Here is a 23682-nt window from a genome sequence, read left to right as displayed (position 1 = left end):
TCGAAAACAGAAGAGCGATCGCCGCGCAGCTAGCTGTGCGTTGTCGCTAGGCGGCCTGGTCGACCAATGCGCCTTGATCGCCCGCGACGTCTCCTTTTTCATACGTCGGCCGCATGCGACCTCGGGTCGCGATAATTTCTAGCAATTGTGACAGATGTATCAGCGTCCGCTGTGCTACCACCCAGTTGGCCAGATTCTGCTGGTGTAGCAAGCGTGTCCGCTGAGTCGTTTCGGCGACGCGCTGCGATAGCTGCTGGCGGTCGATGCCTGGCGCTGCTGTCACCAGCGTGCGGATGCTGTCGCTCGGCAATCCTTGGCGCGAGGCGCGTGCCAGTAGTTGCTGGCGCTGTTCGTGGCAGCGCTGCAATCGCTCGATCAGCGACTGTTCCACGGCTTGCACCTCGGCCAGCCCGGCCAGATCGCTCTGGGCCAGACAATCGCGCTTGCGCGTCAGCGCCGCGAACAACTCGTCCTGAGTCGACGACAGATTGTTGAGCAGTTCGACCAGTTCCGGTTCCCAGGAGTCGTTCATAGTGGCCTGTGCCAGGGGGTGATTTGCAAATCGGTGCGGCGGTGGTTACTCGTTGAAGTCGGGCTATCGATCGTGGCTGCGTCGGTTATCGCCGCGGCGCGTTGAACAGTTGGAACATGTCGCCGGTCAGCGAATGGCCATCGGCCTTGGTGAATTCTTGGGACAAGATCTGGTCGAGCTGCCCCTGGAAAATCTCCTCGGCGCGGCCGCCGTGAAAGTAGGCCGGCTTGCCCACCGAGGTCCGCATCGACGACAGCATCTGGCTGAAGAATGTTTCGCCGACAAAGTTGTCGAACGCCTCGCGCAACTCGGGCTGCTTGGCGGCCCGCGGGGCCACGCTGGCCGCTGGCATCGATGGGTTCGACATGATCGAGCTGATGTTCATCGCGTTGATTCCGTGAGAAGGGTTCGATCCGGTGGACGATTACTCAACGATCAGTTTGCCGTGCAGCTTGCCGTTCCGTTCCAGGCTCTTGATGATGTCAATCACGTCGGGTTGCGGCACCTTCAAGGCGTTGAGCGCCTCGACCAGGGCCTTGAGCTTGGTGGTCTGGCCCCGTTCGGTGTCGATCGGCACAAAGCGATTGGCCGGCAGGTTGTCGCCGGTTTCGACGACCACGTTCTTGTGGGTGACGACGACCGCCCCCATGGTCACGTCGGCGCCGATCACGATGCTGCCGGTCTTTTCATTGACGACGACGCGGGCCTCGGTCTGGGGTTCCTGGATCGTCAGGGCCAGCACCTGGCTAATGAACGCCACCGGTTCCGATTGATACTGAGCCGGCACTCGCACTTCGACGTTGACCGCCGTCTGTGCCCGGGCCAACGGGCCGTCGTTGCTCTGAATGCTGAGCTGGCTGTTGATGACGTCGGCGACTTCCTGGGCCACTTCAAAATCGGCGTGATGTTCGTCGAGCACCAGCGTGATCTTGTTGTCCTTGGCGAAGACGTTGATGAAATCTTCTTCCAAGCGGCACCCGCGATGCACCTTGGCTCGCGTGGCCATTTTGGGATCGTCGACGTGCAGTTGGCCTTGGGCGAAGGCAAAGACGCGCTCGCTGTCGACCTGCGGACCTTGCATGGCGGTCAGGAACAACTCGCCGCCAGCCAGACTCTTGGCCGCGCCGATCGAGCTGACGACGCAGTCCAACTCGTCACCCTGGCGAGCGCCGCCGGGGGGAATCGTGGCGGTGACCGTCACCAACGCGACGTTCCGCGATTCTTTCAATTCGGCCGCGCCCGACTTGCCAATGGGGTTCTTCATCAGGTCCATTGCGGTGGCCAGACTGCGAATCGTCGGCAAGAACGTGCCGCCGTCCCCAGTCCCCGGCAACCCCACGACAATGCCCAGACCGTGCAAGGTGTTGGATTCCTGACCCTTGACCCGGCAGATGTCTTTGAGCCGCGTGGTCGCGAAAGCTGGCGAGGCAGCGAGCCCGAGCCAGGCGACGGCAACCGCGGCGATGATTTGTTGATGAATCTTCATATGCTGCGTCTCGATGAGCTTGCCAACCGGCGACGCGACTAGAACGGCTTGACCTGGTCCAGAATCTTCAGCAGCCAGCCGCGGCGATAAGCGTCGCGGACGTGCCCTTTCTCGCGCTTGTAAATGCTCAACTCGTTGATGTCTTCGCTCATCACGGTGTTGTTGGGCAGGATGTCTTCGCGGCGGATGATGCCCGACAACGATTGCTCCCAGACTTCGTGGTTGCTTTGGTACCGATCGTGAGCCTCGATCACCAACGTGCCGTTCGGACGCACGTCGACCACGCGGGCCGCGATGGTGAACTTGACCGATTCCTTGGTGTCCATCGACATCGTGGTCCGGTATTGGCTGTTTACCTGGCCGCGGACGCGCGGGTCATTGGCTGGCGTGGTGCCAAAGATGCCGAAGCCGTCGAGCCCGATCCAGTTTTGCAGATTCAAGTCGGCGTTGTTTTGGGCTCGACGTTGCACCGCTCCTTCGGCCAACACTTGCGAGTTTTCGCTAACGATGACGGTAATGATGTCGTTCAGTTGCATTTCGCGCGGCGCGTCGACCTTCAAGTAGGTCCAGGAGTTCCCTTCCAGCGACAGCGGCGCGCGAGCCTCGGGCGCTCCGTACAAGCTGCTGCTTTGGGCGAACACTTTGCTTTCCACGCACCAGGCCAGACAGCCGACCGTGGCACAGGCGATCAAACGTCGTTTCATCGTGAACCTCCCTCACCCTGGGCCGCCGCCACTGCGCCGGCCGGGGCCATGCCTCCGCCGGCCGCGTGGGCGAACACTTCGACTTCTTGAATCCCCGTGCAGCGGGCAAAGAACGTCTGGCGATTCAGCAGCGACTCGATCGAAATCAAGTCCCCCTGGCTGGCGTCCTCGCGGGCCCGGCCCGTCGTTCGCACCAAGAGGCCAGCGCTCCGCACATAAACCGTCACCACGTCGCCGCGGCGAATCACGATCGGCGCTCGCACGTCGTCGGCGTCGAGGTACTGACCGGCGGCCAGCACTTGAGTGGTTTCCATGCCGATCACGTCTTCCAATCGCGTGAACGGCGCGGCCCCTTTGGAGTCAAACTTCACGCCTCGTTCCAGGGTCACATCGCCTGAGCGAATCACTCCCCCGCGAGGCAAGGCTTTGTTCAACATTACCACCGCTGGCGGCAGCGACACGCGAACTTCGATTTCAAACGTCGAGGCATTCGGGCTGCGCGGCGCGACAGTCATTTTCTGGGCGCCCAGCCACGGGGCCTTGCCACCGCTGATTTGCACTTGCGTGTTGGCCGCCAGCACCACATTGCCCTGGTCGCCGGTCAGGTTCAGTTCCAAGTTCCATTGTTCTTCATGCCCGGCCCGGCCATTTAGGTAGCCCGCCACGGCTGCGCGGACGGCATCGTTCGCGCGGCGGAGTTGCGCCGGATTGGGCGGGGCAACGGCCTGGGACGCTTCATCGACGGTGGCGTTGATGATTTCAATTTGGCTAGCGCCGGCCAGACGGTGCTCGAGCATGTTCACGCCGCGCTGCACCAGCAGGTCTTGCAACTCGCGAATCCGCAGTTGCCGCTTGGCGCCAGGTTGCGGCGCCGGGAACAGCTCGACGCCGCGCAGGGCGTGCAGCAGTTGCGCATCGTCGGTGTAAATGTCGGCCACGTCCCCCAGGTGGACCAGCACGTCGGTGGTTTTGATCGAGCCGCGCAGAACCAACTCGGCAGCGTCGGCCGGTGTGACGACCGCGGCGCCGATGACCAAGGCGGTCAGCAGCACGACGCAACGAGCGAGAATGTTGTGGAGTTGCTTCATGTTAAACGCTCGCGATTAGAATCGGCGCAAATTGCTGATCAGCTGCAACATCTGGTCGCCGGCTTGCACGACTTGGGAGTTCAACTCGAACGACCGCTGCGTGGTGATCAGGTCGACCAGTTCGTTCACCGGGTCGACGTTCGACAATTCCAACGTGTTCTGCACCAGCGAGCCCAGGCCAATGGTGCCGGGCGTGGCGATCTGCGCCGGCCCGCTCGACAACGTGTCCGAGTACAGGTTCTCGCCGTTCTTCAGCAAGCCTTGCGGGTTGAAAAAACGGGCCAACTGAATCTGGCCGGCCGTGGTGAATTGCGTGTTGTTGGCTTGTTGCACCTGGACGGTGCCATCGGGACCGATGGTCATATTCATCCAGTCCTGGGGCAACTGAATGGCGGGGAACAACTGCCGGCCGGTTTGGGCCGAGCCGATCACCATCTGATTCTGCGAGTTGACCGAGAAGTTGCCGGCTCGAGTAAAGACCTGTTGCCCCGAAGCCGGATCAACCACGACGAAAAAGCCGGGGCCGTTAATGGCCACGTCCGTCGGATTGTTGGTGGTCGAGAATGCGCCTTGGCTGTAGTCGGTCTGAATCCCCTGCACGCGTGTGCCCAGGCCCACTTGGATGCCGACGGGGGTGTAGTTCTGCTGGGCGTCGATCGTGCCAGGCAACTTGATCTCTTTGTAGAACAAGTCTTCAAAGTTGCAGCGATCACGCTTGTAGGACGTGGTGTTGACGTTGGCCAGATTGTTGGCGATCACGTCCAATTTGGTTTCCAGCGCCCGCATGCCCGTCGCGGCGGTGTACAGTGTTTGTACGCTCATCGTTTCTCAACCAATTACTTGCGTTAGGGAATCAACATTGTTTCGTGGGTCGCCCGCTTAGCTGACTTTCATCAACCGATCGAGCAAGCTGCCCATCATCTGATCTTGAAAACGGACCATGTTCGTATTGGCCTCGAACACGCGCGAGGCTTCAATCAGTTCCATCATTTCCTCGGCCGGCCGCACCGTGGACAGTTCCAAGTGACCCGTCAGGACGTTTCGATCCTCGACGGGCACGGGCTCGACCGGCGCCAGTGGTCGGAACAAGTTGTCGCCCATCTTGGCCAGATCGCCCAGCGAATTGGGACGAACGATCGCCAATTGGGTCGTGACGCCGTCTTGCGTCAATTCGCCCCGCTGATTGAACGAATACGGCGGACCATTCGGATTGACGAACATGGGCCGCGTGTCCGACGCCAGCAGCAAGTCCCCCTCGGGCGTTTGCAAAAAGCCCTCGGGATTGATTCTGAAGTTACCGGCTCGCGTCAGCAGATCCTGTTCGCCGCGGCGGACCATGAAGAAGCCCTCGCCAGGAATGGCCAGATCGTTTAACTGACCAGTCTCTTTCAGCGGCCCAGTCGAGTAGTCGGTGCTGGTCTCAAAGCCGATCACGCCGCCGCCCATGTCGTTGATCGAGCGCGAGCCGGGCACGTCCTGGCCCCGTTGCGTCTCCTCGGCGTAGCGCGCCTGGAAGATCGCTAGCGTGCGCTTGAAGCCGGGCGTCGAGGCGTTGGCAATGTTATTGCTCAACACTTCGAGCCGCGTGCTTTGCGCCTGGGCGCCTTCGGCCGAGATGTACAACCCGTAGGGCATCGCGAACGCTATCCATTGTTCATTGGGCTCGTCGCGCGGCGCGTTGGATTTAACGCGCCGGTAGCGACGAGCTATTGCGTGACGCCTCTCTTAGCAACCGATGTGCCAAGACGCGTGGAGAAGCGAAATCGAATTACGTTGCGGCGCGCAAGATGCGAAGAAATCGCGAGTTACGAATGGTCGCGCCGTGGGAAATTGCAGATGCGTGCCGCGCGGCAAAGTTTGCGCAACCGGCAGAGTTTGCCGGTCGACGAGCGCAATCTCCGCTGACAGCATCAAGTCAGCCCAAGCGTCAACTCGCTCGGCATTGCTCGATCAGCTCAGCCGCGCCTTGGGCCAGTAGTTGCTCGGCCACCTGCTTACCGAGCTTCTTGGGATCGGACGTGTCGGCCTGCCCAGCGGCATACAGTCGTCTGCGCCCGTCGGCCGATAGCACGACCCCGTCGAGTTTCAGTTGATCGCCGCTGACACGTCCCCAGGCTCCAATTGGCGCCAAACAGCCGCCGCACAACGTGGCCAGCATGCTTCGTTCCGCTAGCACGGCGGCATGGGTCACCAGGTCGTCGAGCGTCGAGACCGCGCGTCGCGTCGCTTCGTCGTCGCCGCGACCTTCGACGCCCAGCGCCCCTTGCCCGACGGCGGGGAGCATCAAGCTGCGCGGGAAGACTTGCGTGACATGTTCCGCCAGTCTCAGCCGATCAAGCCCCGCTTCGGCCAGGCAGATAGCGTCGTATTGCCCCTCGCGCAACTTGCGAAGCCGCGTGTCGATGTTGCCGCGCAGGTCAGCCATTTTCAAATCGGGCCGAGCGTTCAACAGTTGCGCCCGGCGACGCAGGCTGCCGGTGCCGATGGTCGCTCCTTGTGGCAACTGATCGAAGGGCAAACTTTCCCGCGATAGCAAGGCATCGCAAGATGACGCCCGCGGTGGCACGGCCATCAGGGCCAGGCCCGCGACCGGCGCGGTTGGCAAATCCTTGAGGCTGTGGACCGCCAGGTCGATTTCGTGGTCGAGCAAGGCCCGTTGCAATTCCTTGGTAAACACTCCGTCGCCGCCGGCAATGGCCGAGATGGGGCCGGCTTGCGCCTTGTCGCCGCGAGTGGCGATGACCACCAACTCGACCTCGTGCCCGGCGGCGCGAAGTTGATCGGCGACCCAGTCGGATTGCCAGCGGGCCAAAGGGCTGCCGCGCGTGCCAATTTTCAATGCCATTCAAATCCAACCGCCTCGCAAGAGGTCAAGGCAAATGGTGGGGTCAGAAGGGAGTCCCATTCATCCATGCAAGCAAGACCATCAACAGAATCTGGCAAATCAAGACACCGACAAAAACTACGGCTGCACGCCACCACACGACGCGACAGCCATATTTGAGGATCGCAATATCGAGCGGTGCAATGACGAAAAATGTCCAACCTCCCAAAAAGGGAAAAACTACGATACCACAGATCACATTTGCAACGGCAATGGCCGCGCTTACGAGAAACATATGAGCCCAGTTCGGTCCGTCCTGTCCTAAGAATCCCTTAGCGAAGCAGGCGTACAAAACTATCCCGACAATAGTCGTGATCAGACCGAACAAAGGAAAGCCCCTCGCGTTTAGGCAAGCCGGAAAACATCGAGTGTATTAGCACTCGATCTGATACGCAAATGGCGTTAGACGTTTCCCTGCGCGCGAGCCATGATCGCGACGAAGATCGCCTCGGCGCCGGCGTCGCGCAGCACGCGGCCCACTTCGTTGCAGGTGTGCCCGGTGGTCAGAATGTCATCGACCAATAGCACCCGCGCGCCGCGCCAATCGTACGACGCGCTCGCGCGAAAGGCTCCTTGGACATTCTTACGCCGCTGGTCGGCGTTGACGCGCGACTGAGGCAGCGTGGCCCGCCGGCGCGATACGCCGTGGACGATACACCGCGTGCCGAGCCGGCGCGAGACCGCTTCGGCCAAGGAGTCAGGGCTATTCGCGCCGCGCACCAGCCGACGTCGCCAGTGCATGGGGATCGGCACGACCGCGCCGAGTCGCCAATACGAAAACTCGGCCAACTGTTGCTCGGCCAGCAGCTCGCCGAGCGCCCGGGCCAGCAACTGGTGGTGTTTCCCTTTGCAACGCAGGACAGCATCGCGCAGCGCCGCTTCGTAGCTCCCCAGGACCACCGCTCCGTCAAAGTGCAACAGCGGCCGCTGGCATTTGCCACACCCCAGTTCGACGGGCGTGGCGATCGCCGTTTGCGCGCCACAGCGACCACACCGCGGCACCGCGCGTCCCAGAAGCGAAACCAGGCAGTCGCCGCACAACATCGGCGACCGAGCCGCCTCGAACGGCGCTTGGCATAACGCGCATTCAGGCGGAAATACCAGATCGATACCGCCACTCATCGCGCGCCGCGTGGCCGCGCGTGCCCGCGACCAGGTGCCGGTCAAGAAGTTCATCAGCGAGCCGGCCGAGATCGTGCGGTCCACCAGGGCTGACATGCGAGCCTCTCGCACTGACGCGGGAAAACCTTAGCGGGGATGGGGCGACGCTTCCTCGTTACCGGTTCGGTCGAAGCGACGCTTCCACTCGGCCATCAACGTCAATGCCGCCAACGGTGTCAACTGGTCGACATCCAACTGGGCCAGCTCATCGGCCACGGGGTGTTCCGGAGGGCCGAATAGCGTCAGTTGCATTTGCCCACCGGCCGCCGGTTTCGCCTTGGTCCACTTGGGACGCCCTTGCTCGTCGAGATGGTCCTGTTCGAGTTGACCGAGAATCTTGCGAGCGCGGGTCAATACTTCGCGCGGCACCCCGGCCAAGCGCGCCACGTGAATGCCGTAGCTTTTGTCGGCCGCCCCTTCGACGATCTTGTGCAGGAAGACCAACTCGTCTTTCCATTCGCGAACCGCCACGTTCAGATTTCGCAATCGGGGGAGTGTCGTCTGCAGGTCGGTCAATTCATGGTAGTGCGTGGCAAACAGCGTCCGGCAGCCGATCTGGTCGTGCAGGTATTCGACAATCGCCCAGGCCAACGATACGCCGTCATAGGTGCTCGTGCCGCGCCCGATTTCGTCGAGGATCACCAGGCTGCGCGGCGTCGCGGTGTTCAAGATCCGCGACGTCTCGATCATTTCGACCATGAACGTGCTTTGGCCGCGGGCCAGTTCGTCGCTCGCGCCGACGCGCGCGAATATCCGGTCGGCGATTCCGACGGTGGCCGACTCGGCCGGAACAAAGCTGCCGATCTGGGCCATCAGCACCAGCAGCGCCGCTTGGCGAATGTAGGTGCTTTTGCCGGCCATGTTCGGGCCGGTGATCAGGAGCATCGTGCCATGTTCAGCGTCGGCCCGAATGTCGTTGGGAACGATCGTGCCGTCGGGCCTCAGCGCGTCGAGCACCGGATGCCGGCTGCCGACCAGTTCGAGCACCGATTCCTCGACCAGCTTGGGCCGGCAATAGTTCCGCTCGCGCGCCAATTGCGCCAAGCCAGCCAGCACGTCGACATGGGCCAACACATCGGCCGTCGCGCGCAACCGCCGCGCCGCGCTCGCCACCTCGTTGCGCAGCTCGAAGAACAGCGACTGTTCCAGCCCGCGCGCCTGCTCGTCGGCTTTCAGCACCCGCTCTTCGTATTCCTTCAACTCGGGCGTGATGTACCGCTCGGCGTTCTTCACCGTCTGCTTGCGGTGATAATGGGCCGGCACCTTGTCCCGATGCGTGTGCGTGACTTCGAGGAAGTAGCCAAAGACCGAGTTGAAGCCGACCTTCAGGCTGGGAATACCGGTGCGGGCCGCTTCGTCAGTCTGATACTGGGCGATCCACTGCTTGCCGCCACTGGCCAGATCGCGCAGATTGTCCAGCTCGGTATGATAGCCAGGCTGGATGATTCCCCCTTCGTTCGACACCAGCGGGCATTCATCGACCAGGGCCTTGTCAAGCTTGGCGCGCAAATCTTCGCATAGGTCAAGCCGCGCTTCGAGTCCGTTCAACAGCGCACTGCGCCGCGCGGTCAACTTGGCCTTCAAGGCGGGCAACAATCGCAACGTGCGGACCACGCCCCCCAAGTCGCGCGGCGTCGCCCGGCAGGTCGTCACACGGGCGAGCAAGCGTTCCAGGTCATGCACCCCGCGCAACAGCTCGCGCACATCCTCGCACCAAGTTGCGCCAGAACGGAACTCTTCGACGGCGTCCAAGCGCTGGTCGATCGCCACTACATCGGTCAGCGGGTTCACCAACCATTCGGCGAGCAATCGCGCGCCGAGGGCCGTTGCCGTTCGGTCGAGTACACCCAGCACCGAGCCGTCGCGCCGCCCGTCGCGCAAGGTTCGGCTGACTTCCAAACTGCGGCGGGTCGCTTCGTCGATTTCTAGCGTCGCCCCGGTGCGGTAGGGGACCAGTCGATCGATGTGGGCGAGCGAACTTTTTTGCGTCTCGGTCAGGTATTCGAGCAGCGCGCCGGCCGCGCGCAAGCTCGGGCCGTCGGCCTCGCCGAAGCCAAACCCTTCGACCGCGTGGCTGCCGAAATGCTTGGCCAGCAGTTCGCGGGACGAGCGCTCGCCAAACGCCCAGACCGGGCGGCGCGTATGCAGCATCGAGGTGAACACCGCCGGCGGCATCGTCACCTCGTCGGGCAAGAGGCACTCGACCGGCGTAATACGGGCCAGCTCGTCGGGCAAGCGCGCGGCGGCGAACTGGGCGGCATAAAACTGGCCGGTCGATAGCTCGACCCAAGCGAGTCCGACCGTGTCGCCGTCGCTGGGGCCGGTCGGCACCAAGGCGGCCAGGTAGTTGCTCTGGCACGGGTCCAACAGCGCGTCGTCGGTGACCGTGCCGGGGGTGACGATTCGAGTCACTTCGCGCTTGACGATTCCTTTGGCCTGGCGCGGGTCTTCGACCTGTTCACAGATGGCGGCACGCAGGCCCGACGACACAATCTTGGCCAGGTAACCGTCGAGCTGATGATAGGGAAAGCCGGCCATGGGGACCGGGTTTTCCCCTTTGTCGCGGCTGGTCAGCGTAAGGCCCAAGAGCTGCGACGCCGCTTTCGCGTCGTCGTGAAACAGCTCGTAAAAGTCCCCCATCCGGAACAGCAGCAGCGCGTCGGGACAGGCGGCCTTGGCGTCGAAATACTGCTGCATCATGGGGCTGACGTTCATGCGGCCCATGCTAGCAGTTTTGCGGCGCTCTCCCAAGTGCCGGGCATGATTTGCCACGGAGTCACGGAGGCGCGGAGATTTGCACGGAGAAAAAAACTAAGTGGGGCAACGACGGGGCAGGGGGGGACGGAGATACGCGGCGGTTCAGCATTGGACATTGGTCAGTAACGCTTGGTCATTCCTGGTTCCCCTCCGTGTTAACCTCCGTGTCTCCGTGCCTCCGTGGCAAATCCTTAGACCAGCTCTTCCGCTTCGTCGTTGTTCGAGATGGTGATTTCGCCGCTGTCCTCCAGACGGCGGACCACGTCGACGATTTGCTGTTGCGTCTGCTCGACGGCGCTGCGGCGAACGGGGCCCAGGTATTCCATCTCCTCGCGCAACAATTCGGCGGCGCGCGTCGACATGTTGCTCATGACCTTCTGCTTCAAGTCTTCGCTGGCCGTCTTCAAGGCCATCGCCCATTGCGAGCTTTCCACGTTCTTGAGGACCATCTGGATGTCCTTGTTCGAGAACTTCGAGATGTCTTCAAAGACGAACATCAGGCGGCGAATGTCCTCGACCAGGTCCGGATCTTCCTGGGCCAGGTTCTCGAGCAGCGAGCGCTCGGTCGCCCGATCGGTCACGTTCAGGATTTCGGCCACGGTTTCGACGCCGCCGGCGGTTTCGAACTGCTGGCTCATCACGCTCGACATGCGGTGGCTGAGCCCGCGCTCGACTTCCTGAATGATCTCAGGATTGGTTTGACCCATGTGGGCCACGCGACGGATCACGGCCAACTGCCGCTCGCTGGGCAAGCCGCCGATCACTTCAGCCGCCTTTTGCGAAGGCAGATGCGACAGGATCAGCGCGATGGTCTGGGGATGTTCGTCGATGATGAATGTCAGCAGGTGCTGGCTGTCGATGCGCTGCAGGAAGCCGAACGGCAGGGCTTCGATCTGCTGGCGGACGACTTCGAGGGTGCTCGCGCCCCCTTTGCCGAAGGCCTTTTCGACCAGATTCTTGGCCAGGTCCAACCCGCCGGCGCCCACCGACAGCGACGTTGGATTGACGTCGGCGAATTCCTTGATGGCCTGTTCTTGCTCGTCGGCCGCCACGTTGCCGATCTTGGCGATCTCGACGCTGACCGATTCGACCTGCTTGGGCCCCAACTTGGAGAGCAGCTTAGCCGCTTCCTCCTCGGGCAGACTCAGCAGCAGCAGCGCCGCTTTGCGAATGTCGTTTCCGGCCATGGTGCAACCAGCGTGGCAAGGTCGACCCCACGCTCCGCGCCGCTGCGCAGGCCGTCCGGGCCGGGCAAGAATGTTCCCCTGTATCGATCGTCATCGGCCGTGACGGTTAGGGAACTTGAATCGCTTGCGCTAGCACCGGTTCAGTCGTCGAAAAACGAGGTGTCTGCTGGTACCTCATATCGCCAGGCGCCTCGGGCTTCGGATCGCTCATCGTTCAAACATCGTGGAGAACCACCATCCGGTCCTCGCCACTATCCGAAAGTGTTGGTCTATCGCACGCCGCATTTACCTCGCCATTTCCTTCAGAGCTCCTTTTCCCAGTTTTTCAAGAATGCTGTCACGTGCTGTATCTGACACCTGCCCTTGATCGACAGCAACATATTTGAGTTGCGGTAATTCGATCAATTGCAGGAGTCCTTCGTCGGTTACGGATGTTTTTTGAAGGTTTATCGACTCCAAAGAGTGGCATTGTGCCAAATACTGCATACCCCGATTTGAAACGCGTGAATTAAAGAGACTTATGTTTTCAAGATGTTTTAATCTGGAAAGAGATGCGAGCGTCTTATCGGTAATCGCTGAATGACGTAGCCGGAGCATCTTCAAGTTTTTGAACTCTTCAATGCCATCAAGGTCATCGTCGGTCAAGGGCGTCAAGCCTATGCCCGAGAACTGAATGCCTACCACATGGAGTGGCCAGTCATCAGGCAAATGAACAGTCTCAGTCGAGTTCGCTCGCGAAGGAATGGTTTCGTCGAAATCAATACCGCAGTGCGCTTTCGCGAGGTGGACCAGAAGCTTCTGAGCGCGGTCGTTCTTATCAACAGAAGCCTGGGTTGCAGTCGACTGTTGGCACCCAATACTCCCATGTAGAACCGGAAGAAATGTGAAAAAAATAGCTAGAACTGGAACGCGTCCCTTTGCTTGAGAACCCCGACGACAATTCTTGTTTGTGCCTCTCTTCACGACACTCAGCTTTCGTTGAAAAACTCTATTAAAAGGTTCACTTCTTCGATCCCCACGTCCGTTCCGTGTACAGCGATGGATTCCAAAGCGTGGAATCCGCTTCTACCTTTACCTGTCTTCCCGTCGTTCCCGGCCAAGTAATCATGCGTCCAGTAAGCCCGCTGTTTCCAACTAGCATTGTTTCTTTGCCGTTCTGATATGCACGGCGGGGTGGCGGGGTCAGGCCGGGAAGGTCTGCACAAAGCGGCCGGCCTGGCCGTTGCACTCGTCGACTTCGACCGACACCGAAGTAAGGCGGACGTCCTTGGCCCGTTGTAACTCGGCCACCAGCCGGCCGGCGAGATGCCGGGCTAGCAACTCGGCCGTGGTATTCGGCACCGGCAGCAACACGCAATCGCCCCGCGGAAATACCCAGCGACGCTCGTCGAACGTGGCGACCACTTCCTGGTCGTTGGGCGCGACGCGAATCCTGGGATGCTGGGTCGGCAACAGCACATAGTGGTCGAGTTCCAGGCAGAGCTTCTGCAGCGTATCGCGCAGCAGGATGAAATCGACGACGTAGTGCTGATGGTTCAGCGGCCCCACGACCTCGGCCGTGACACGGTAGTTGTGCCCGTGCAGCCGTTCGCAAATGTCGTCGCCAAACGTGATGAAGTGGGCCGCGCTGAAGACCAGGTAATCTTTCGTGACGCGGACGCTGTATGACTCGGACATAGCAGAGGTGGGGGAGTTGCGGGGTGGGGGAGTGGGGGCGTCAGAATTAATAAAACTTGAATGGTCCCTTGATTATGCCGTCGCGGAGCAACACAAACAAACCGGCGGTCACCAGATCGGCCGTCGTGCCCGGGTTGCGCCGGTGGCCGTCGCTGCGGAGCCAAAAGTCGAACTCGGCCAGCGCGTCGGCGTAGGCCTCCTCGGCCGGGTCGAACTCGGCCAGGATTTGCCCCGCCATATCCGAGGCCCGATCCGCCAGCGCGGTGCCACATTTGCGGACGATCAAACTATCGGGATGAGCGGCCAGTGTCTTCAAGAAGGCGTAAACGATCGTCCGTTGCAGCGGCCAATCTTGATTCACGCCGATCATCAGCGCCGGCACGACTTGATCGAGGACTTGCTTAAATCGATTGGTGTATTGCCGCGCCACCAGGTCGCGATCAGCAGCCAGTTGCATGGCCGCCATTAGGCTCTCTGGGGCCGGGCCGGCAACGTCGGCTTCGTTGACGTGTCCCATGCCGCCGGGCTGGACCAGCCGAATCGCCTCGTACACGTCGCGCGCATCGTTAGTGGTCAGGCCGTCGAGCACCGCGCCAACTCCGTCGGGCCATGGCAAATCGCGCGGCGCCAAGGCCAGCGGGCCCAGCAGTAGCAGCATCCCCAGGTTTGTATTGGTCGATACAAACTGCCGGGTTGCCTGCACGGCCGACAAGACAAGCTGCCCCAGTCGCAACTCGCCCGCCCGATCGAACACGGGGCCAATGGCCACCGCGCTGAGTGCGAAATCGGCAAACGTCACGTCATCGAAATCGGCGCCGCGATGGACGTTGCCTGGCTTCGCGGCCGTGGCTTCGAGCAAGCAAGCCAGCGTGGCGCACTGACCGATCGAAAGCGGAGCGTTAGCCATCGGCGGCAGCCCTTGTGAGTTAAGCGCCGGCGTGAGCCGGCAGCGGATGCCGGCTGAGAAACTGTTCGACCGCCGGGACGATGCGTTCGATCGCGTCAATGACGACGTAGTGTCCCGCGTCGTCGTAGCGGTGGACTTCGGCCCCTGGAAAGAACTCCAAGAATCGTTCCAGGAACCAGGGGGTAAAACACCAGTCGCGCATTCCCCAACAGAACATCGTCGGCCGGTCCCGCAGCCGCGACAGCCCTTGCTCGATTTCGGCCAGCGTCGCGTAGCTGGGATGAGCCGGCGTCATCGGGATGTCTTCGACAAAGCGCTGGATCGCAACCCGATGCTCCCAATTGTCATAGGGTGCGAGCAAACCGGCCTGGACAGCCGGCGTCAGCCGCTCGCGATGTTCTGAGGCCATGAACAGCGCCGCCCTGGCAAAAGCATTCGCTCCACGCACCGCCAACGGACCCAACACGGGCGTGCGACAGACACGAATCCTCAGCGGTATCGTCGGCGCGCGGAACGCCCCGGTGTTGAACAACACCAGCCGGGCAAAGCGCTCGGGCTCGGCCACGGCCGCCCCCAGTCCGATCGCTCCGCCCCAATCGTGCGCCAATAGTGTCACGTCACGCAGATCGAGCGCGCCGATCAACTGACGCAAGTTTTGAACATGTTGCGCGAGTTGGTATCGGTAATCAGCCGGCTTGTCCGAAAGGCCGCAGCCCACATGGTCCGGCACAATCAGCCGGTACTGCCCGCGCAGCGCGGTCACCAACTCGCGCCAGTAGAACGACCAGGTCGGGTTGCCGTGGACCAGCAGCAGCGGCGGCCCCGAGCCTTCGTCCAGGTAATGGTAGCGCACGCCCCCCAGGTCGAGCCAATGGGACTCGAACGGATAAAGGGCTCGCCAGTCGGTGGAATCAGGGGGCTGGGTCACAAGCGTGTTGAGCGGTCGACTTTTTTCACGTGATTGGTGGAACTTGTCGCAGTGTACCGGTCCCCGGGCGGTCGCGCAAGTCGTACCGGCTTTGTCGCCGATAAGCTGGCCGCCCATCAATGGTTGCGTTAAGTCTAATTGAATCCTGACTTTCCCTTGGCCTAGTTAGGGGGCAGAATAGTAGATGGATGGCCAGCGCGGCGGGGGCGGTATCCGTCTGCCCAGACGGCGCTCAGCCATTTCAGGCAAACAGGCCAGGCACGAACGCGGCGGACTCTTCGAAGCGAAAGGCGCACCGGTGACGGAGCAATTTTTCCAAGCCGAACATTTTTTCAATCGCGAGTTGAGCTGGTTGCAGTTCAACAATCGGGTGTTGGAAGAAGCCGTTGATCCGACCACCCCGTTGCTCGACCGCGTGAAGTTCCTGGCGATCTTCAGTTCGAACCTGGACGAGTTCTTCATGGTTCGCGTCTCGGGCTTGCGCGAGCAGGCCTTCGAGGACGGCGCGCCCCAGGATTATTCGCCCGACGGCATGCGTCCGCTCACCCAGTTGCAACGCGTGGCCGCCCGCACCAAGGAACTGGTCGCGGCCCAGTACCGCTGCTGGAACGAGCACGTCGTTCCGCAGCTTGCCGAGCAGAAGATTCGCATCCTCGCGCCGGAACAACTCTCGCCCGAGCAGCGTGAAGTGCTCGACAAGTTCTTCATGCAGCGGGCGTTCCCGATTCTGACGCCGATGGCCATCGACCCGGCCCACCCGAGCCCGCGTTATCACAATCGCGCGCTATACCTGGCCACGACCTTGCGTCGGCAGCACGGCCTGGGGCCCAAGACGATGTTCGCCGTGGTGCAGTTGCCGCCGGTGTTGCCGCGATTGGTACCGGTGGGGCCGGCCGATGAACAGAACTTTGTCCTGCTCGAGGACGTCGTCGCGGATCGCCTGCCAGACTTGTTTGGCGGCTTCGAGGTGATCGGCCGGACCTGCTTTCGTATTACGCGCGACAGCGACATCGAGCTGTTGGAACAAGAATCGGACGACATGCTCCAGGTCATTGAAGACCGGCTCAAGGCCCGCCAGCGCGGCCAGGCCGTCCGACTGGAGATTGCGGCCTATGGCGATGACAGCCTGGTCGAGGAAATCATCGAGACCGAAGGGTTGCACGTCGGCGACGATTCGGCGGATTCGTACAGTGAAATCTACCGGGTCAACGGGCCGGTCGACCTGACGTCGATGATGGAGCTGTTGAAGATTCCGGGGCGCGAAATGCTCCGCGACGCGCCGTTCATTCCCCAGCCGTTGCGTGGCCGCGGCCAGCGCGGCACCGAGGACTTGTTCGCCGCCATCCGGCGTCAGGACTTGCTGCTGCACCACCCGTACGATTCGTTCGACCCGGTGGTCGAGTTCATCAGCCGGGCGGCCAAAGACCCGCACGTGTTGGCCATCAAGCAGACGCTGTATCGCACCAGCCTCGACTCGCCGATCACCCGCGCGCTGATTCAAGCCGCCGAAAACGGCAAGCACGTCACGGCGCTGGTCGAGTTGAAGGCTCGCTTCGATGAAGAGAACAACGTCAGTTGGGCGCGGCAACTGGAAAGGGCCGGCGTTCACGTGGTGTTCGGCTTTTTGGACCTGAAGACTCACTGCAAGGTGTCGCTGGTGATGCGACAAGAGCAGGGGGTCGTCCGCCGCTATGTTCACTTGGGGACGGGCAACTACAACCCGAACACGGCGCTGATCTACACTGACATGGGGTTGTTCACGGCCAACGAGGACGTCGTGGCCGACGCCTCGGCGTTGTTCAATCTGTTGACCGGTTACTCGCAAGGGCACCTGTGGCGGAAGCTGATCGTGGCGCCGGCCGACATGCATCGCCGCGTCGTCGAGATGATCGACGCCCAGGCCGAGCGTGCCCGCCAGGGACGTCCCGCGCGCATCTTCGCCAAGCTGAACGCATTGGTTGACTACCGGGTGATCGAGGCTCTGTACCGCGCCAGCCAGGCCGGCGTGCCGATCGATCTGATCATCCGTGGTATTTGCTGCCTGCGCCCCGGGCTGCCGGGCATCTCGGAAAACATCCGCGTCCGCAGCATTGTCGACCGGTTCTTGGAGCACTCGCGCATTTATGTCTTCAGCCCCGACGAAGAGGCGGAAATCTACTTGGCCAGCGCCGACTGGATGCCACGCAACTTCTATCGCCGTGTCGAGGTGATGTTCCCGGTCGAAGCGCCGGACCTGCGGCGGCGGATTCTGCGTGAGGTCATTCCGCGTTACCTGGAAGACAACGTCAAGGCCCGCATTCTGCAGGCCGACGGGACCGACGTGCGGGCCCAGATTGGTCCGGACGGTGTGCGCCATCGTTGCCAGGAAGAATTGCTGGCCCTGCGGCCGGTCACCGCCACGGCGACGGCCGAAGCCACGCCCGCCAATGGCGAGTTGGCATCGACTCACAACGGCAACGGCAGCAACGGAAACGCCAGCATCGGCAGTTATGCCACCGGCGCCGCGGGCGGAATGACGTTGCCGTAGTCGCCGGCGCTGCTCACTCAGCATTCGCCTTTTCAAGCAGCGCATGCCAAAAGGCGTTGGCCTCGGGCACGACGTGAAACTTCTGCTCGCGGTCGGCCAGCCAGTCGAGAAAAAACTGCACGCTCTTGCGGCTGATGTAGCTGTGGCCGTCGGCCGTCTCGACGAACCAGGGGGCGGTCATGCCAAAGCGGTAATTGTCCGGCGTGTCGGTCACCACGCGCACGAGGAACCAACCGGGCTCCTTGATCCGCAGTGGCGGGAAGCGACCGGTCTTGGCCCATTCGTCCAAGCGGATGCTCTGGGCCAGTTGCCCGTTGCGAATCACTTCCATGTAGCTCACCTTCTCGCGCACGGCCAGATTCATGGCCATGTCGATCTCCAGCGTGCCATCGCTTCCCAGTTGAAACACTTCGCCGGGTGGCTCGCCGTTGGCCAGCGGTTGCAGCAGCGGGCCGTTGGTGACCGTGACTCGACCGGCGCGGATGGCGCCGAGCCAGTTCGGGTAGCTGAACTCCCCTTTGTCGACCCAGGCGTAGAGCCGGTTGTAGCCGAGCGGATTCGCCGAGTCCCCCGTGCCGCTACCCGCCGACGGGGGCACGCGCAGGCCACAGTTCAACAGTTGCCAATAGATGCGCTGCGACCATTCGCCCACTTCACCGGCCGATTTCGCCACGTCGGCAATCGACGACTTGGGGGGGGCGCGCCCGTCGAGCTTGCCGCCGAGCAGCTTCTCGCGACCAAATTGCGAATGAATCACCTCGACCGAATCGATGCCCGCGGCCAGCCAGACCGGCAAATCCCAGGCATAGATCTTCTCGCCGTCAACCCAGGCGCCCTGTTGTTGCCGAGCGGCGCGCAAGGCGTCGAGCGATGTCAGCTCTTTCGCGTCGACGGGTAGGTCAAGCTGCTTCTCAAGATTGAACATCAACAGCGTGCCGGCCGGACCTGCAATTCGCGCACACATCCGATCATAGACGCGATTGTCGTCGAAGGAGACTTGCTTGTCTTTGCGATGGGCGTCGACTGGCTCGTTCGCCTTTATCCCACCCGGACGATAGTTCCACATCACCAGCGGGGCCACGTGCAGGTCGTCGGCCAGCATGGCCGGTTCGATGTCGCGCTCGAACCGCACGACATGCAAATCGCCCGACCACCAGTTTTCGCCCGCCATGTTCACCGCCCGGTGCAACGGGACGGTCTTGGTGTCCTTTGAGAACGCCTGCATGATGAAGTAGCCCGACTGGAACGAGTACTCGGGGCCGCGTTCGATTGTGAACGTGTAGTTCCCTTTGCGGTACACCAACTCGGCCTCGCCTGGCGTGACGAAGTGGTCGCCCCAGAAGGGCATCTTGACGAGCTTCTGGGGCACGCCGGCCTGGTTCTTGATGTGTACGCGACAGGGCATCGGCTTGCCGCCGTCACCGTCGGTGACGACGAGCATCAGCTTCCCCTCGGTCGCCTTTTGGGCCGCTGCCGAAGTGGTGAACGCCAGGGCCGCCGTCACGGCTAGCGCGAATTGTTGCCAGGCTGCTCGCTGCACTGCGGTTGGCTCCCAATGGTAGGGCGACGTCGGGCCGCACGGGAGGTCGCACCAGTCCAGTACGCACGGCAGTTAAGCTTAGCTTTTTCCAGGCCGTGCGGTTGCCGCTTGAAGCGTCGGCTCAAACGCCCGTACAATGAACGCTGGCTTGAGGTTGCATCCAGGCTCGTATTGCGTGGCAAAGGCAGATGGCTGACGACTATTACAAGATTCTGGGGGTCGAACGGAACGCCACCCAGGAGGAGATTCAAAAGGCCTATCGGGCCCTGGCGCGCAAGTACCACCCCGACATGAACCCTGACGACAAGACGGCCAAGAAGAAGTTTCAAGAGGTCCAGTCGGCGTTCGATGTCTTGGGCGACGCCAGCAAACGCGAGTTGTACGACCGCTACGGCAGTTCGTTCCAGGGAAGCGCGGCCGGCGCGCACGGGCCGCAGCGGGGAGCCGGCGGCACGGCCGGGGCCGAGGATTTCGACTTCTCGCAATTCTTCGGCGAGCGCTACGGCGGAGCCGAAGATGGCGACGGCGGGTTCGCGGACCTATTCAAGCAATTTGGCGCGTCGCACACCTCGTCGGGGCGCGGCCGACGCGGCCGTCGCGCGGCGGCGCAGCCCGGCGGCGATGTCGAGTCCGAGACCGAGATTCCTTTCCAGGTGGCGGTGGCCGGCGGCGAGGTGCAACTGCGATTGCAGCGCCCCGGCGACCAGCTCGAAACCTTGACCGTCAAGATTCCCGCCGGCGTGACCGACGGGGCCAAGATTCGACTCCGCGGCCAGGGGGAACCTTCGCCAAGCGGAGGGCCAGCGGGTGATTTGTTCCTGCGGGTGCATGTTGCCCAGCATCCGTCCTTCTCGCGGCGCGGCAACGACCTGATCGTCCGCTTACCAGTGACGCTGCGCGAAGCGGTCGAAGGGTCCAAGGTCGACGTGCCGACCCCCAACGGCACGGTTTCGCTGCGTGTGCCGCCGAGAACATCGAGCGGCGCCAAGCTGCGCGTCAAAGGTCACGGCGTGTCGCCCAAGGGGAAGCCGGCCGGGGATCTGCTGGCCGAAGTGCAGATTGTGTTGCCCAAGCAGCTTGATGACGAAGCGGTGTCGCTGGTTCGTAAGTTCGATGAACACCAGCCCACGCCCAATCCGCGCGAGAACCTAAGATGGTAAGGTTTGGCCGTGGCTTGCGGCGCTGGCTAGGCAGCACGACCACCGTCGTGTCAAGCGTTGCGTCGCCCGCCGTGGCCTGGGCTCAAGAGCAAGCCGAGCCCGCGGCCGACGGCTGGAACCACGAACGAAAACGCTTGTTGATCGTGTTGGTGTGTGTGGGCGTGCTGTTCGGGTTGTTGATCTGGCTTGTTGATTGGGGGGCTCGATTCACGCGCAAACGAATTGGGCCGCGCCCCTCGCCCAGTCGGATGGGACCGGATAACTGGGCCGCCAAGCGCTTTTTGAAGTTTGATCGCTATCGCCGGGCCAAGAGCGCCGAGACGGACGAAACCGCCGAAGAATGACCAACTCGCATCGCGAGCCTGAACCGGGCCGGATGGGCAATTGATTCAGACCATGACAGACCAGCGATTTGGCCCCCAGGATCGAGTCCGCGCCCCGGCCGACTATCAACGCGCCTATCGTCGCGGCCGTTCGGCCAGTGACGGGCAGATGAAGCTGTACCTGGTGGCCAATGAATCGAACCGTTCGCGACTGGGCGTCAGTGTTTCGCGCCGCGTGGGTGGCGCGGTGGCGCGGAACCGCTGGAAGCGCGTCGCCCGCGAAGCGTTCCGAACCGGTCGCGATCGGCTGCCGGCAGGATATGATTATGTGCTGGTGCCGCGCGCGCCCGAGCCGCCGAGTCTGGGCGTGATGCAGGCGGTGCTGCTCACGCTAGCGGCGCAAGCAGTCACGCCCCGCCGGTCGAGTCGACGATGAAACGATTCCTCTATTATCCGCGGCGCAGCCTGTCGCTGGTGCTGATCGGTCTGGTCCGAACGTACCAGTGGACCATTCGACCGCTGTTGCCGCCGCTGTGCCGGTTTCAGCCCGGGTGCAGCGAATACTTCATCGGGGCCGTCAACAAGTACGGGCCGGTACGCGGGGCGTTTCGGGGCGTGGGGCGCATCTGCCGCTGTCACCCTTGGAACCCCGGTGGCTACGACCCGCCATGAGTGCTAGCGGCTAATTGCCTAATCTGCGATTAGCGCACGTGCTAGTACCGCCGACGGCCAACTGACCTTGACCACTATCACTGGCCCAGCTACGGTCTCATCCCCTTCCGTGGCAATCTTTTTCGTTCGCTCTTCCCCGGATTCGTTTTGACTGCCGCGAGTTTCGTCTCGCCGGCAGGGTCACTGGCTTGCCGAGCGTGCAGACCAGTTCGGAGTCGTGAGGCATGAAGCCGCTGGATTTCGTTTCGCGTCGCGCGTTCCTGATGTCGCTCGGCTGGCCGCTGGGCGGTGCGCTGCTCACGGGCTGCACCGGCTTCGCCGTGCGCTCGCAAAGTCCCGAAGATCCGGTCGAGACGCTAGGTTCGCAGGTGAAGTTGGTGGGCGACCTGGCGGTGCCGTTCGGCATGAGCTACATCGCCATCGAGTCGGTGGGCCTGGTTACGGGACTGCCCGGCACGGGCAGCGATCCGGCGCCGTCGCCGCAACGAGCGGCGTTGTTGGCCGATATGCAAACCCGCGGCGTGCAAAGCCCGCATCAACTGCTCTCTTCGCCCAACACCGAAATGGTGATGGTCCGCGGCTTCTTGCGTCCGGGCATTCAAAAAGGAGATCCGTTCGACATCGAGGTTCGCGTGCTCGGCAAGAGCGAATGCCAGAGTTTGCGCGACGGTTGGTTGATGGAATGCCGGCTGCGCGAGATGGCCGTGTTGGGCAACGCCGTCCGCGAAGGTTCGATGATGGCCTTGGCCGAAGGGGCGATTCTGGTCGACCCTTCGGCCACCAGCGACGACAAAGTGTTGCAGTGCCGCGGCCGCGTGCTGAGTGGCGGCGTCTCTCAGGTCTCGCGGCAGATGGGCCTGGTGCTCAAGCCCGACGCTCGCAACGTGTTGAACTCGACGCAGATCGGCAACGTCATCAACCGCCGCTTCCACATCTACGAAGGTGGCCTCAAACAAGGGGTCGCCAAGCCCAAGACCGACGAGTTCGTCGAACTAAAACTCCATCCCCGCTACAAGGACAACGCCGAGCGCTACACCCGCGTGATTCGATCGCTGGCCCTGCGCGAATCGCCGGTCCAGCAACAAGCCCGGATGCAATTGCTCGAGCGACAACTGCTCGACCCGATTACGGCGGCCCAGGCGTCCTTGCGACTGGAAGCCATCGGCCCAACGGCCGTCGAGATTCTGCGCAAGGGACTGCAATCGCCGACCGAGGAAGTAAAGTTCTACGCCGCCGAAGGGCTGGCCTACCTGGACGACCGCTCGGCGGCCGAACCACTGGGACAGTTGGCGCGCGACGTGCCGGCGTTCCGGGCCTATGCCTTGACGGCCTTGAGCGCCATGGACGACTACGCGGCTTACGAGGCGCTGCGCGAACTGCTTCACACCAGCAGCGCCGAGACGCGCTATGGCGCCTTCCGCGCCTTGTGGGCAATGAACGCGCGCGATCCACTAGTCCGCGGCGAGATGCTTGGCAATCAATTCAGCTACCACGTGCTCGACACGACGGGCAGCGACATGGTTCACGTCACGCGCTGCTTCCGACCCGAAGTGGTGCTGTTCGGGCGCGACCAGCGGCTGAAGCTACCCGTCACCTTGGAAGCCGGCAAGAACATCGTCGTGACCACGTTGGATGACGAGCGGTTGACGGTGGCGCGGTTCAGCATCGACGAGCCGGACCAGAAGCGAGTCGTCTCGAACAGCCTCGATGAATTGATTCGCGCGATCGTCGACCTGAGTGGCACTTACCCCGACGTGGTGCAAGCCCTGCAGCAAGCCAAGCGGAGCGGCGCGCTGGTCGGCCGGTTCCAGATTGACGCCCTGCCGCAAGGGGGCCGGACTTATCAGCGCAAGAGTGACGAAACGCCCGATGACCCCGAGGCCGGCGAAGAGGTGGAAAAGGGCTCCGACGTGGTCGTCGGAAACCCGTTGCCCGACTTGTTCTCGAAGCGCGAAGTCCAGGCGCTCGAACCGGCGCGCAAGCACCGCCCCGAGGTCAAAAAGTCGGAAAAGACCGAAGAAAAAGCCCGTTGGTGGCCCGCTCGACTTGGTAAAATGGTTAGTAACGACTCGGGTTCGCGCGACGATTGAGACGCCGGCGAAAACACGAGCTCGCTGGCAATCGCCGCGAGTCGCCGCAACCGAATCGG

23 protein-coding genes are annotated in these 23682 nt (G+C 62.3%); 6 read left to right on the top strand and 17 right to left on the bottom strand.

The window, feature by feature from the left end; genetic code table 11:
• Positions 1 to 46: 46 nt before the first annotated feature.
• The 16 genes from flgN to JSS27_07465 all read right to left on the bottom strand — a co-directional run bounded on the left by flgN (position 47) and on the right by JSS27_07465 (position 15428).
• On the bottom strand, positions 47 to 532 hold the full coding sequence (flgN, locus tag JSS27_07540; protein ID MBS0208789.1) for a flagellar export chaperone FlgN: 486 nt from the start codon (positions 530 to 532) through the stop codon (positions 47 to 49).
• Between the two features lie 85 nt (positions 533 to 617).
• A complete protein-coding gene (locus tag JSS27_07535; GenBank protein ID MBS0208788.1) occupies positions 618 to 917 on the bottom strand; it encodes a rod-binding protein in 300 nt (99 codons plus the stop codon).
• Between the two features lie 39 nt (positions 918 to 956).
• A complete protein-coding gene (locus JSS27_07530; GenBank protein ID MBS0208787.1) occupies positions 957 to 2018 on the bottom strand; it encodes a flagellar basal body P-ring protein FlgI in 1062 nt (353 codons plus the stop codon).
• Positions 2019 to 2056: 38 nt separating this feature from the next.
• Positions 2057 to 2722, bottom strand: a complete 666-nt coding sequence (locus tag JSS27_07525) for a flagellar basal body L-ring protein FlgH (protein MBS0208786.1) — start codon at positions 2720 to 2722, stop codon at positions 2057 to 2059.
• On the bottom strand, positions 2719 to 3810 hold the full coding sequence (gene flgA, locus JSS27_07520) for a flagellar basal body P-ring formation protein FlgA (GenBank protein MBS0208785.1): 1092 nt from the start codon (positions 3808 to 3810) through the stop codon (positions 2719 to 2721). Before flgA ends, JSS27_07525 begins: the two co-directional genes overlap by 4 nt.
• Before the next feature lie 15 nt (positions 3811 to 3825).
• On the bottom strand, positions 3826 to 4632 hold the full coding sequence (gene flgG, locus JSS27_07515) for a flagellar basal-body rod protein FlgG (GenBank protein MBS0208784.1): 807 nt from the start codon (positions 4630 to 4632) through the stop codon (positions 3826 to 3828).
• A 57-nt stretch (positions 4633 to 4689) separates the two neighbouring features.
• Positions 4690 to 5445, bottom strand: a complete 756-nt coding sequence (locus JSS27_07510; protein ID MBS0208783.1) for a flagellar hook basal-body protein — start codon at positions 5443 to 5445, stop codon at positions 4690 to 4692.
• 292 nt (positions 5446 to 5737) lie between these two features.
• Positions 5738 to 6655: a hydroxymethylbilane synthase gene (gene hemC, locus JSS27_07505; protein MBS0208782.1), complete on the bottom strand. Its 918-nt coding sequence runs from the start codon at positions 6653 to 6655 to the stop codon at positions 5738 to 5740.
• Between the two features lie 43 nt (positions 6656 to 6698).
• Positions 6699 to 7022 (bottom strand): hypothetical protein, encoded by a 324-nt coding sequence (locus JSS27_07500; GenBank protein MBS0208781.1) that lies wholly within the window; start codon positions 7020 to 7022, stop codon positions 6699 to 6701.
• 74 nt (positions 7023 to 7096) lie between these two features.
• Positions 7097 to 7912 carry a ComF family protein gene (locus JSS27_07495; GenBank protein MBS0208780.1) on the bottom strand — a complete coding sequence of 272 codons (816 nt, stop codon included), beginning with the start codon at positions 7910 to 7912 and terminating at the stop codon, positions 7097 to 7099.
• Between the two features lie 30 nt (positions 7913 to 7942).
• Entirely contained in the window at positions 7943 to 10570 is a 2628-nt protein-coding gene (gene mutS, locus JSS27_07490) for a DNA mismatch repair protein MutS (GenBank protein MBS0208779.1), read from the bottom strand.
• 233 nt (positions 10571 to 10803) lie between these two features.
• The gene (gene fliG, locus JSS27_07485; GenBank protein ID MBS0208778.1) at positions 10804 to 11799 is read right to left on the bottom strand and encodes a flagellar motor switch protein FliG; all 996 of its coding nucleotides are present in this window, start codon (positions 11797 to 11799) and stop codon (positions 10804 to 10806) included.
• A 285-nt stretch (positions 11800 to 12084) separates the two neighbouring features.
• Positions 12085 to 12507, bottom strand: a complete 423-nt coding sequence (locus JSS27_07480) for a hypothetical protein (GenBank protein MBS0208777.1) — start codon at positions 12505 to 12507, stop codon at positions 12085 to 12087.
• Positions 12508 to 12981: 474 nt separating this feature from the next.
• A complete protein-coding gene (locus tag JSS27_07475) occupies positions 12982 to 13476 on the bottom strand; it encodes a 6-pyruvoyl tetrahydropterin synthase family protein (protein ID MBS0208776.1) in 495 nt (164 codons plus the stop codon).
• A 46-nt stretch (positions 13477 to 13522) separates the two neighbouring features.
• Positions 13523 to 14383: a triphosphoribosyl-dephospho-CoA synthase gene (locus JSS27_07470; GenBank protein MBS0208775.1), complete on the bottom strand. Its 861-nt coding sequence runs from the start codon at positions 14381 to 14383 to the stop codon at positions 13523 to 13525.
• 19 nt (positions 14384 to 14402) lie between these two features.
• Complete coding sequence (locus tag JSS27_07465; GenBank protein MBS0208774.1) at positions 14403 to 15428, bottom strand: alpha/beta fold hydrolase; 1026 nt, start codon at positions 15426 to 15428, stop codon at positions 14403 to 14405.
• 181 nt (positions 15429 to 15609) lie between these two features.
• Here JSS27_07465 and ppk1 point away from each other — a divergent pair, with 181 nt between their 5' ends.
• Positions 15610 to 17838 carry a polyphosphate kinase 1 gene (gene ppk1, locus JSS27_07460; protein ID MBS0208773.1) on the top strand — a complete coding sequence of 743 codons (2229 nt, stop codon included), beginning with the start codon at positions 15610 to 15612 and terminating at the stop codon, positions 17836 to 17838.
• Between the two features lie 13 nt (positions 17839 to 17851).
• On the opposite strand, the gene JSS27_07455 is transcribed toward ppk1, so the two are convergent.
• Positions 17852 to 19378 carry a hypothetical protein gene (locus tag JSS27_07455; protein MBS0208772.1) on the bottom strand — a complete coding sequence of 509 codons (1527 nt, stop codon included), beginning with the start codon at positions 19376 to 19378 and terminating at the stop codon, positions 17852 to 17854.
• Between the two features lie 188 nt (positions 19379 to 19566).
• Between JSS27_07455 and JSS27_07450 the strand changes: the two genes are divergently transcribed.
• From JSS27_07450 to JSS27_07430, 5 genes are all read left to right on the top strand, one after another.
• Positions 19567 to 20538, top strand: coding sequence for a DnaJ domain-containing protein (locus JSS27_07450; GenBank protein MBS0208771.1), 972 nt, complete (start codon positions 19567 to 19569; stop codon positions 20536 to 20538).
• A complete protein-coding gene (locus JSS27_07445; protein ID MBS0208770.1) occupies positions 20532 to 20882 on the top strand; it encodes a hypothetical protein in 351 nt (116 codons plus the stop codon). The genes JSS27_07450 and JSS27_07445 overlap by 7 nt, the downstream gene beginning before the upstream one ends.
• Positions 20883 to 20934: 52 nt before the next feature.
• Positions 20935 to 21297, top strand: a complete 363-nt coding sequence (gene rnpA, locus JSS27_07440; protein ID MBS0208769.1) for a ribonuclease P protein component — start codon at positions 20935 to 20937, stop codon at positions 21295 to 21297.
• Positions 21294 to 21533, top strand: coding sequence for a membrane protein insertion efficiency factor YidD (yidD, locus tag JSS27_07435; GenBank protein ID MBS0208768.1), 240 nt, complete (start codon positions 21294 to 21296; stop codon positions 21531 to 21533). Before rnpA ends, yidD begins: the two co-directional genes overlap by 4 nt.
• Before the next feature lie 224 nt (positions 21534 to 21757).
• Positions 21758 to 23623 (top strand): flagellar basal body P-ring protein FlgI, encoded by a 1866-nt coding sequence (locus tag JSS27_07430; protein MBS0208767.1) that lies wholly within the window; start codon positions 21758 to 21760, stop codon positions 23621 to 23623.
• Positions 23624 to 23682 lie beyond the last annotated feature (59 nt).

The organism is Planctomycetota bacterium (assembly GCA_018242585.1).
GTDB lineage: Bacteria > Planctomycetota > Planctomycetia > Pirellulales > PNKZ01 > JAFEBQ01.
This window is presented reverse-complemented; position numbering and strand designations above follow the sequence as displayed.

Bases quoted from the DNA above. Each gene is read 5' to 3' on its own strand.
- JSS27_07465 (MBS0208774.1), bottom strand. From the start codon at position 15,428: ATGGGCGGCCAGCTTATCGGCGACAAAGCCGGTACGACTTGCGCGACC.
- JSS27_07530 (MBS0208787.1), bottom strand. From the start codon at position 2,018: ATGAAGATTCATCAACAAATCATCGCCGCGGTTGCCGTCGCCTGGCTC.
- rnpA (MBS0208769.1), top strand. From the start codon at position 20,935: ATGACAGACCAGCGATTTGGCCCCCAGGATCGAGTCCGCGCCCCGGCC.
- JSS27_07535 (MBS0208788.1), bottom strand. From the start codon at position 917: ATGAACATCAGCTCGATCATGTCGAACCCATCGATGCCAGCGGCCAGC.
- JSS27_07430 (MBS0208767.1), top strand. From the start codon at position 21,758: ATGAAGCCGCTGGATTTCGTTTCGCGTCGCGCGTTCCTGATGTCGCTC.
- mutS (MBS0208779.1), bottom strand. From the start codon at position 10,570: ATGAACGTCAGCCCCATGATGCAGCAGTATTTCGACGCCAAGGCCGCC.
- JSS27_07475 (MBS0208776.1), bottom strand. From the start codon at position 13,476: ATGTCCGAGTCATACAGCGTCCGCGTCACGAAAGATTACCTGGTCTTC.
- flgG (MBS0208784.1), bottom strand. From the start codon at position 4,632: ATGAGCGTACAAACACTGTACACCGCCGCGACGGGCATGCGGGCGCTG.
- JSS27_07450 (MBS0208771.1), top strand. From the start codon at position 19,567: ATGGCTGACGACTATTACAAGATTCTGGGGGTCGAACGGAACGCCACC.
- flgN (MBS0208789.1), bottom strand. From the start codon at position 532: ATGAACGACTCCTGGGAACCGGAACTGGTCGAACTGCTCAACAATCTG.
- JSS27_07445 (MBS0208770.1), top strand. From the start codon at position 20,532: ATGGTAAGGTTTGGCCGTGGCTTGCGGCGCTGGCTAGGCAGCACGACC.
- JSS27_07470 (MBS0208775.1), bottom strand. From the start codon at position 14,383: ATGGCTAACGCTCCGCTTTCGATCGGTCAGTGCGCCACGCTGGCTTGC.
- JSS27_07495 (MBS0208780.1), bottom strand. From the start codon at position 7,912: ATGTCAGCCCTGGTGGACCGCACGATCTCGGCCGGCTCGCTGATGAAC.
- flgA (MBS0208785.1), bottom strand. From the start codon at position 3,810: ATGAAGCAACTCCACAACATTCTCGCTCGTTGCGTCGTGCTGCTGACC.
- yidD (MBS0208768.1), top strand. From the start codon at position 21,294: ATGAAACGATTCCTCTATTATCCGCGGCGCAGCCTGTCGCTGGTGCTG.
- JSS27_07510 (MBS0208783.1), bottom strand. From the start codon at position 5,445: ATGCCCTACGGGTTGTACATCTCGGCCGAAGGCGCCCAGGCGCAAAGC.
- JSS27_07525 (MBS0208786.1), bottom strand. From the start codon at position 2,722: ATGAAACGACGTTTGATCGCCTGTGCCACGGTCGGCTGTCTGGCCTGG.
- fliG (MBS0208778.1), bottom strand. From the start codon at position 11,799: ATGGCCGGAAACGACATTCGCAAAGCGGCGCTGCTGCTGCTGAGTCTG.
- hemC (MBS0208782.1), bottom strand. From the start codon at position 6,655: ATGGCATTGAAAATTGGCACGCGCGGCAGCCCTTTGGCCCGCTGGCAA.